Source organism: Nocardia miyunensis NBRC 108239, from assembly GCF_001613065.1.
In the GTDB taxonomy this organism is placed as follows: Bacteria; Actinomycetota; Actinomycetes; order Mycobacteriales; family Mycobacteriaceae; genus Nocardia; species Nocardia miyunensis.
In genome coordinates this window covers 1-7,937 of sequence record NZ_BDBQ01000006.1, presented here as the reverse complement: position 1 = coordinate 7,937, position 7,937 = coordinate 1, and the positions used below count along the sequence as shown (strand labels likewise).

3 protein-coding genes and 1 pseudogene are annotated in these 7,937 nt (G+C 67.6%); all 4 read right to left on the bottom strand.

From position 1 onward, the window contains the following. Positions 1 to 4: 4 nt before the first annotated feature. Complete coding sequence (locus NM2_RS04010) at positions 5 to 3,622, bottom strand: serine/threonine-protein kinase (protein WP_084530458.1); 3,618 nt, start codon at positions 3,620 to 3,622, stop codon at positions 5 to 7. Positions 3,623 to 3,828: 206 nt separating this feature from the next. Continuing rightward, positions 3,829 to 5,973, bottom strand: coding sequence for a 3-hydroxyacyl-CoA dehydrogenase NAD-binding domain-containing protein (locus NM2_RS04005; protein ID WP_067664202.1), 2,145 nt, complete (start codon positions 5,971 to 5,973; stop codon positions 3,829 to 3,831). 110 nt (positions 5,974 to 6,083) lie between these two features. Then, complete coding sequence (locus NM2_RS04000; RefSeq protein ID WP_067664201.1) at positions 6,084 to 7,295, bottom strand: acetyl-CoA C-acetyltransferase; 1,212 nt, start codon at positions 7,293 to 7,295, stop codon at positions 6,084 to 6,086. A 325-nt stretch (positions 7,296 to 7,620) separates the two neighbouring features. Continuing rightward, positions 7,621 to 7,937, bottom strand: a pseudogene (locus NM2_RS50090) (DNA polymerase III subunit gamma/tau); the annotation flags it as partial.

Below are 7,937 nucleotides of genomic sequence, written 5' to 3'. Positions count from 1 at the left end.
GAAACTACAGCGTGCTCAGGAAACGGTGGGTTTCTTCGGTGATCTCGGAATATTCTGTGCCCATGAGCATTTCGCTGCGCATTGCCCGCAGCAGGGAAAGGACCCCCGGCCCGGCGTCCAGAAGCGGTCTGCGCCAACCCAATTCGGCGCAGCGGACCACGACGGGCGTGAGGGTCGCGATGGATTCGCCGGTCCAGCCCGCGACGCAGAGGCATTCGGCCAGAAGTAGCGACGCGTCCAATTGCGCACGGGGACGGTGTTGTTCGGCGATTCGGCTGTAGAGCGCGCGAGTGCGTTTGACGGCCGAATCGTCGACGCCCAGTGGCGCGAAGTCGGCGCTGCCGAAGTACGGGTCGTAGCCGCGCGAGGAATCGAAGCCGCCGTGCGCGGCGCTGCGGGCCAGCAGTGCGCGCACCGCCGCGATCTCCTCGGCCTCGGCGGTCAGCGCGGCGGTCCCGCTGACCTGCCGCATCGGCCGTAATCCCGGATCTCCCAACGGGATCGGCGCATCCATGGTCAAGCCGATTCGCAGTTGTTCGGCGCGGATGTGCGCGGCCAGCCGGGGCAGTCTGCGGTCGGCGGCGAGCCGGGCGCCCTCGAGCAGGCGCGCGGCGGCGGTCTCGGTATCCCCGCGCGCGGACTTCACCCGCGAACCCACCACGAAGGTGGTGATCATGAAATCCGCCGGCCCGACCCGGGCGACCAGCTGATGACTCTCGTCCAGCAGCTCCTCGGCCGCGTCGAGATCCCCGCTCCGGTACTTCACCTCGCCCAGCAGCGCGGCGGCCGCGCGCACCGCATGTGAACGCGTACCCGAGCGATCCCGCGCGACCTGCCACGCCCGCTCGCAATATCGTGCGGCCGTGTCGATGTCGAGTTGCTCGTAGGCGGCCGCCGCGCGATTGAGCAGTCCGAGCACCTCGCCCAGAGGTTCCTTGGATCGCTTGTGGTATGGGGCCGCCCACTCCTGCATATCGCGCGCGCCGTCGAAGTCGAAATCGCACAGGCGCACGTACGACATCAGATTCGCCGCGGTGGACACGGTCCAGGCGGGCAGCTCGTCCGCGGCGGCCAGGGTGTCCGAAACCCGTTCCGCCACACCGTCTGTGCGGTCGCGGGCGACCAGATCGGCGGCGGCCAGCACATCCGCCTCACAACGCTGACGCACGGTGTCGGCGTCACCCGGCGCGTTGCGGGCCAACATACTGCTCACCCGGCCCAGGGCGGTGCGCGCGGCACTGGACTGCTGGAGGTTGATATTGGCCCGCGCCAGCGCCAGCATCAGCTTCGACCGCGTCGCGACCTGCTGCACCGGAAGTTTGGACACCGAACCGAGCAGAGTGGCCAGTTTCGACGTGTCGATCAGCTCCATTCCGCCGCTCTCGAGCAGATCCAGCGCCAGCTTCAGATCCGTCGCGGCCAGTGCGTGATCCACCGATTTGCGCAGCAGCTGGTGTTCGGCGTACCAGCGAGAAGCCTTGCGGTGCAGACTCTTCGACGCACCTGGTGATTCACGTTCGAGGCGGGCGCGCAGTTGTTCGGCGAACAGCGGCTGCAATCGGTACCAACCGGGATCGTGATCCAGCCGCCGCACGAACAGCTCACGGCGGCAGGCCTGATCGAGCAGATCCTCGGCGTCGGCCTCCCCGCTGACCGCGGCGGCCAGCGATCCGCACACCTTCTCGGTCGCCGAGAGCGACATCAGGAAGGTCAGCATCCGGGGTTCGAGGGTGTCCAGGACGTTCTCGGCCAGATATTCACCGATGGGCTCGTTGCGCTCGGACAGATGGCCGATCAGCGCATCGGTGTCGACCTCGGAGACCGCGTCGTCGGTATCGCCTTTTCCGGCCGCCCGCGCCCGCGCCCGCAGCGACAGGCTCACCAGCGCGATCGCCGCGGGCCAGCCGTCGGTGGCCCGGCCGATCCGCTCCAGCTGCGCATCGGTCAGCTCGAACCCGTTGCGCTCCACCAGAATCTGTCGTATCTCGGATTGGGTGAGCCGCAGCTCGGCGGTACCGATCTCGACCAGCTCGTCGCGCACCCGCAGGCGGCTCAACGGCAGACCCGCGCACTCCCGCGTGGTGATGACGAATCGAAGATGATGACATCCGTTGTCCAGCAACGTATCCATCGCACGCTGCGCCCCGGCGTCGGTGATCCGATGCCAGTCCTCGATGACCACCACCACCGTCCGGCCGGCCGCGTGGATCTCATCGATCAGCGTCGAAATGGCGTACGGCACAGCCTCTTCGGACCGCTCCTCGAGCACCTGCTCGAGCCCGGCCCCGATATCCGGGCACACTCGCCGGATCGCATGCACCAGATGCGCGAGCAGCCACACCTCGTTGTCGTCGTCGCGGTCGATTCCTATCCACGCCACCGCGTTTCCGCCATCGGACAGTTCGGCCTGCCACTGCGTGACCAGGGTGCTCTTCCCAAAACCGGCCGGGCCGTGGATGATCGCCAGCCGTCGCCGGCCACCGGCCCGCAGGATATCCAGCAGACGCGGCCGCGCCACCGGTTCGCGGGTGGGCGTCGGCGGGCGGAATTTCGTCGCGGCGGTCGGCGGTAGCACCCCGGTGGGATACGGCGACACATCCGAACGCAAGGTCAGCGCGGTACGCGGACCGCTGGACAGCACACCGGTGCGCGACGGCGCATTCTCCAGTGTCCCAGGCACATTCGACGCCTGCCCCGGATCCAGCAGCGCCATCTCGTCGGGCGGCTGTCCGTGCTCGTGCTGTGCCGCGCGCAGCAGCTCACCGAACGCCAGCGCCGAAGCCGGGCGATCGGCCGGATCCGCCGACATGGCCTGCTCGATCGCGGCGGCCACGTCGGCGGGAATGTCCTGCGCGCGCAGATCCGGCACGGGCTGGGTGGTGATCCGCAGGAACTGCGCGACGATCTTCTCCCCGGACTGCCGCTCGTACGCCGCATGGCCGGTGAGCAGCGCGAACAACGTCGCACCCAGCCCGTAGACGTCCGAGAGCACGGTGGGCTGTTCGCCCTTGAGCACCTCGGGCGCGGTGAACGCGGGCGAACCGGTGATCATGGCGGCGGAGGTCCGGAAACCGCCCGAAATCCGGGCGATCCCGAAGTCGGTCAGCTGTGGTTCCCCGTAGCGGTTCAACAGCACATTGGCGGGTTTCACATCGCGATGCAGCACCTGCACCCGGTGCGCGCTCTCGATCGCCCCGGCCAGCTTCACCCCGACGCGCAACGTATCGGCCCAGCTCAGCGGGCCGTCGTCTCGTACGAGCCGTTCGAGTGAACCGTGGACGGCATAGGGCATCACCAGGCACGGCATCCCGCTGGCGGTGACGTCCACCTGCAGCACGTCGACGATATTGGGATGGCCGGACAACCGGCCCATCGCATGTTCCTCGCGCAGGAAACGTTCGCGGCTCTCCGGATCGATCTCCGTGGACAGCACCTTCACCGCGACGGTCCGGCTCAACGCCTTCTGGACACAGCGATACACCACCCCGAACCCCCCGCGGCCGATCTCCTCGGCATCGTCCAAGCCGATGGCCTCGAGCTCCTGCGCCATGTTCACCGGCTGATACTGCTGGGTGTCCGACTCCGAGGGTGTACCGCCGACCTTGTCCCCGCGTGCATTCATAGGACCGTCCTCGATGTCTCCGCTGAGTCCAACGTAGCTCGCCCGAGCGCCGCGCGTCCGCAATTCCACGCCGAGCGCGCCCCGCCCAAACACACACCACGGCAACGACTTGCCCGGATACGCCGACGGCCCGGACCACCGCGTCAGCGGAGGGCCGGGCCGTAGCGGGGACTCCCGGCGGCTGATCACCGCCGGAGCTCACCGGATCAGCGCAGCGAGGCGGGGACCTGGAAACGGTCGCCGTACTTGGCGGCCAGATCGTCGGCGCGGGCCACGAAAGCCTGCTGTCCACCCGGGTATCCGACGATGAACTGGTGCACGCCACCGGTCCAGGCCGGGAACCCGATACCGAAGATCGAGCCGATGTTCGCGTCCGCGGTGGTGGTCAGCACACCCTCGTCGAAACACTTCTGGGTCTCGATGGCCTCGGCGAACAGCATCCGGTCGATCAGATCCTGGAAAGGAGCCTTGTCCTCGGTGCTGGTCTTGAAGTGCTCACGCAGCCCGTTCCACAGACCGAGGCGCTTGCCGTCCTCGTCGTACTCGTAGAAACCGGCCTTCTCCAGGCGGCCCGGACGCCCCTCGGCGACCATGTAGTCCACGACGTCCAGCGCCGGGTGCCGAGTGGTACCCATCGTGGTGTCGCCGGACTGCGCGGCCTCCTCGGTCTCCTTCGCGATCTTCTGCATGAGCTTGAGGTTCAGCTCGTCCGAGAGCTGCAGCGGCGCGGCCGGGTAGCCCGCCTGCAGACCGGCCTGCTCGATGGTCTGCGGCTCGATGCCCTCGACCAGCATCGCGATCGCCTCGTTCACGAACGTGCCGATCACCCGCGAGGTGAAGAAACCGCGGCTGTCGTTGACCACGATCGGGGTCTTGCGGATCGCCAGGGTGTAGTCGAACACCCGGGCCAGCGCCTCGTCCGAGGTCTTCTCGCCGCGGATGATCTCCACCAGCGGCATCTTGTCGACCGGGGAGAAGAAGTGGATGCCGATGAAGTCCTGCTCGCGCTTGACGCCCGCGGCCAGGCCGGTGATCGGCAGGGTCGAGGTGTTCGAACCCAGCAGCGCATCGGGCTCGACGATGTCCTCGATCTCCTGGAACACCTTGTGCTTGAGCTCGGTGTTCTCGAAGACGGCCTCGATCACGAAGTCGACGCCCGCCAGGTCCTTGGGGTCCGCGGTCGGGTGGATGCGATCCAGCAGCGCCTTGGACTTCTCCTCGGTGGTCTTGCCGCGCGAGAGGGCCTTGGCCTCGAGCTTCTCCGAGTAGTTCTTGCCGCGGTCGGCCGCCTCCTGCGAGACGTCCTTGAGCACGACCTCGAAACCGGCCTTGGCCGAGACGTACGCGATGCCCGCGCCCATCATGCCCGCGCCCAGCACGCCGACCTTGCGGATCTCCCGCTTGGGCACGTCCTTGGGACGCGAACCGCCGTTGTTGATCGACTGCAGGTCGAAGAAGAACGCCTGGATCATGTTCTTCGCGACCGGGCCGGTCAGCAGGTTGATGAAGTACCGCGACTCGATCAGCGAGGCGTTGTCGAAGTCGACCTGGGCGCCCTCGACCGCGGCGGCCAGAATGTTCTTCGGCGCAGGCATGTTCGCGCCCTTGAGCTGCTTGCGCAGGTTGGCCGGAAAGGCCGGCAGGTTCGCGGCCAGCGCGGGGCTGGCGGGGGTGCCGCCGGGAATCTTGTAGCCCTTCACGTCCCAGGGCTGCACACCCTTGTCCGGGTTGGCCTTGATCCACGCCTTGGCGGCCGGGACCAGTTCCTCGACGGTACCGACGACCTCGTCGACCAGGCCGATGCTCTTGGCCTTCTGGGCGTCGAATTCGTTGCCCTGCAACAGGATCTGCAGCAGCGCGGTCTGCAGGCCGAACTTGCGCACGGTGCGGGTGACGCCGCCGCCGGCGGGCAGCAGGCCCAGCTTCACCTCGGGCAGGCCGAGCTTGAGGCCCCGGATGTCGGCGGCGATGCGGTGGTGGGTGGCCAGGGTGATCTCCAGGCCGCCGCCGAGGGCGGCGCCGTTGATCGCGGACACGACCGGCTTGCCGAGTTGCTCGAGCCGGCGCAGCGCGCCCTTGATGACGGTGAGCTCCTCCATGATGGCCGGCGCGTCGTCCGGGCCGGTCTGCATCATGTTCTTGAGGTCGCCACCGGCGAAGAAGGTCTTCTTCGCCGAGGTGATGACGACACCGGTGATGTCGTCCTTCTCGGCCTCGAGCCGGTCCACGGTGGCCGTCATCGAGGTCTTGTAGAGCTCGTTCATCGTGTTGGCGCCCTGGTTCGGGTCGTCCATGGTCAGCACGACGATGCCGTCGGCGTCCTTCTCCCAGGCAATCATGTTGTCGGTCATAGTTTTAGAGTTCTCCTGAAGGAAGTCTGAATTGAATGGCGGCGCTTCCGAGGGCCTACGTGGTTACGCAAGCTGCCTCCTTCGGCCCGCCGGTACGCGCCGCGGTCGGGTTAGACGCGCTCGATGATGGTGGCCACGCCCATGCCGCCGCCGATGCACAGGGTCACCAGGGCGTAGCGGGCGTTGCGGCGCTCCAGCTCGTCGACCATGGTGCCGGTGATCATCGCGCCGGTGGCGCCGAGCGGGTGGCCCATGGCGATGGCGCCGCCGTTGACGTTCAGCTTCTCGTCCGGGATGTTCAGATCCTTCTGGAACTTCAGCACGACCGAGGCGAATGCCTCGTTGAGCTCGAACAGGTCGATATCGTCCACGCTCAGGCCCGCCTTGGCCAGCACCTTGCGGGCGGCCGGGGTCGGACCGGTCAGCATGATGGTCGCGTCGGCGCCGGAGGTGGCGGTCGCGACGATGCGGGCGCGCGGGGTCAGGCCCGAGGCCTTACCGGCCTCCTCGGAGCCGATCAGAACCATCGCGGCGCCGTCCACGATGCCCGAGCTGTTGCCGCCGTGGTGAACGTGGTTGATCTTCTCCACGTAGTGGTACTTCTGCAGCGCCACCGCGTCGAAGCCGCCCATCTCGCCGATCGTGGCGAACGACGGCTTGAGCTTGGCCAGATCCTCGAGGGTGGTGCCGGGACGCATGTGCTCGTCGCGATCCAGGATGGTCAGGCCGTTGATGTCCTTGACCGGCACGACCGACTTGGTGAAGTAGCCGCCGCTCCAGGCCGCGGCCGCGCGCTCCTGGGACCGCACGGCGTAGGCGTCCACGTCCTCGCGGGAGAAGCCTTCGATGGTCGCGATCAGGTCGGCGCCGATGCCCTGCGGGGCGATGTAGTTCTCGTACGCGGTGATCGGGTCGGTGAACATCGCGCCACCGTCCGAACCCATCGGCACGCGGGACATCGACTCGACGCCACCGGCCAGGACGATGTCGTCGAAGCCGGAGCGGACCTTCTGCGCGGCCAGGTTGACCGCCTCGAGGCCCGAGGCGCAGAAGCGGTTGATCTGGATGCCGCCGACGGTGTCGGGCAGTCCGGCGGTCAGCACCGTGGTGCGGGCGATATCGGCGCCCTGATCCCCGACCGGCGACACAACGCCCAGGATGATGTCGGAGATGCGGTCCTCGTCGAGGTCCGGGAAGCGGTTGCGCAGCTCCTTCACCAGACCGGTCGTGAGATCGATCGGCTTGACCGAGTGCAGCGAGCCCTTCTTGTTGCGGCCACGCGGGGTGCGGATGGCCTCGAAAATGTAGGCCTCTGTGGTCATAACGGAGTTTTTCCTTCCTTACGGTGCCCCGACACCGCACAGTGCGGCATCGCTGCAGGTAACCTCGCCGACCGGCCCTGCGACCGACCGCTGGCAGTTGTCCGGCGACGCTCCCGGGACCCTGCGCTCGCGCACAGGCCGTGACGTCCCGGTTCCGTCGTATAACGCTGTACAAACGTCGGCACGCACCGGCCCACCGATCTACCGGGCACCCGTACACCTGGGCATACGATAGAACCTCGGAGCGCCGATGCTGACGACCACCCGTTCATAGTACAGCCGGATGCGAACTCCGGTTAACTTAAGGCTGTCGGGAGGGTGTCTGTCAAGCCTCCAGCCGCGTCGCGCCCAGCTCGGCGCTCAGCAGCTCCAAGGCCACCTCATCAGGGTCGCGGCGATCCTGCTGCGGGACAGGATGCACCGATTCGGCGAGCATCTCCCGCTCCTCCTCCGGCGTCGACGCAGGTGGGACACCGTCATAACCTACTGACGAGTAGTCAACCGGGCCGGGGTCGTCGGGGAGATCGGGGCCGTCGGGCAGCGGAATATCGTCGTCGGGCGGCGCGGCGGAGTCATCGGACGGCGTGGCGCGAGTCACCGATCCACCGCCCGGCGAACGCTGCGCGCCGCGCGAGGGCGTCT

What these genes read in the sequence shown, in the direction of transcription:
- NM2_RS04010 (WP_084530458.1), bottom strand. Translation starts at nt 3,622, where the DNA reads ATGAATGCACGCGGGGACAAGGTCGGCGGTACACCCTCGGAGTCGGAC.
- NM2_RS04000 (WP_067664201.1), bottom strand. Translation starts at nt 7,295, where the DNA reads ATGACCACAGAGGCCTACATTTTCGAGGCCATCCGCACCCCGCGTGGC.
- NM2_RS04005 (WP_067664202.1), bottom strand. Translation starts at nt 5,973, where the DNA reads ATGACCGACAACATGATTGCCTGGGAGAAGGACGCCGACGGCATCGTC.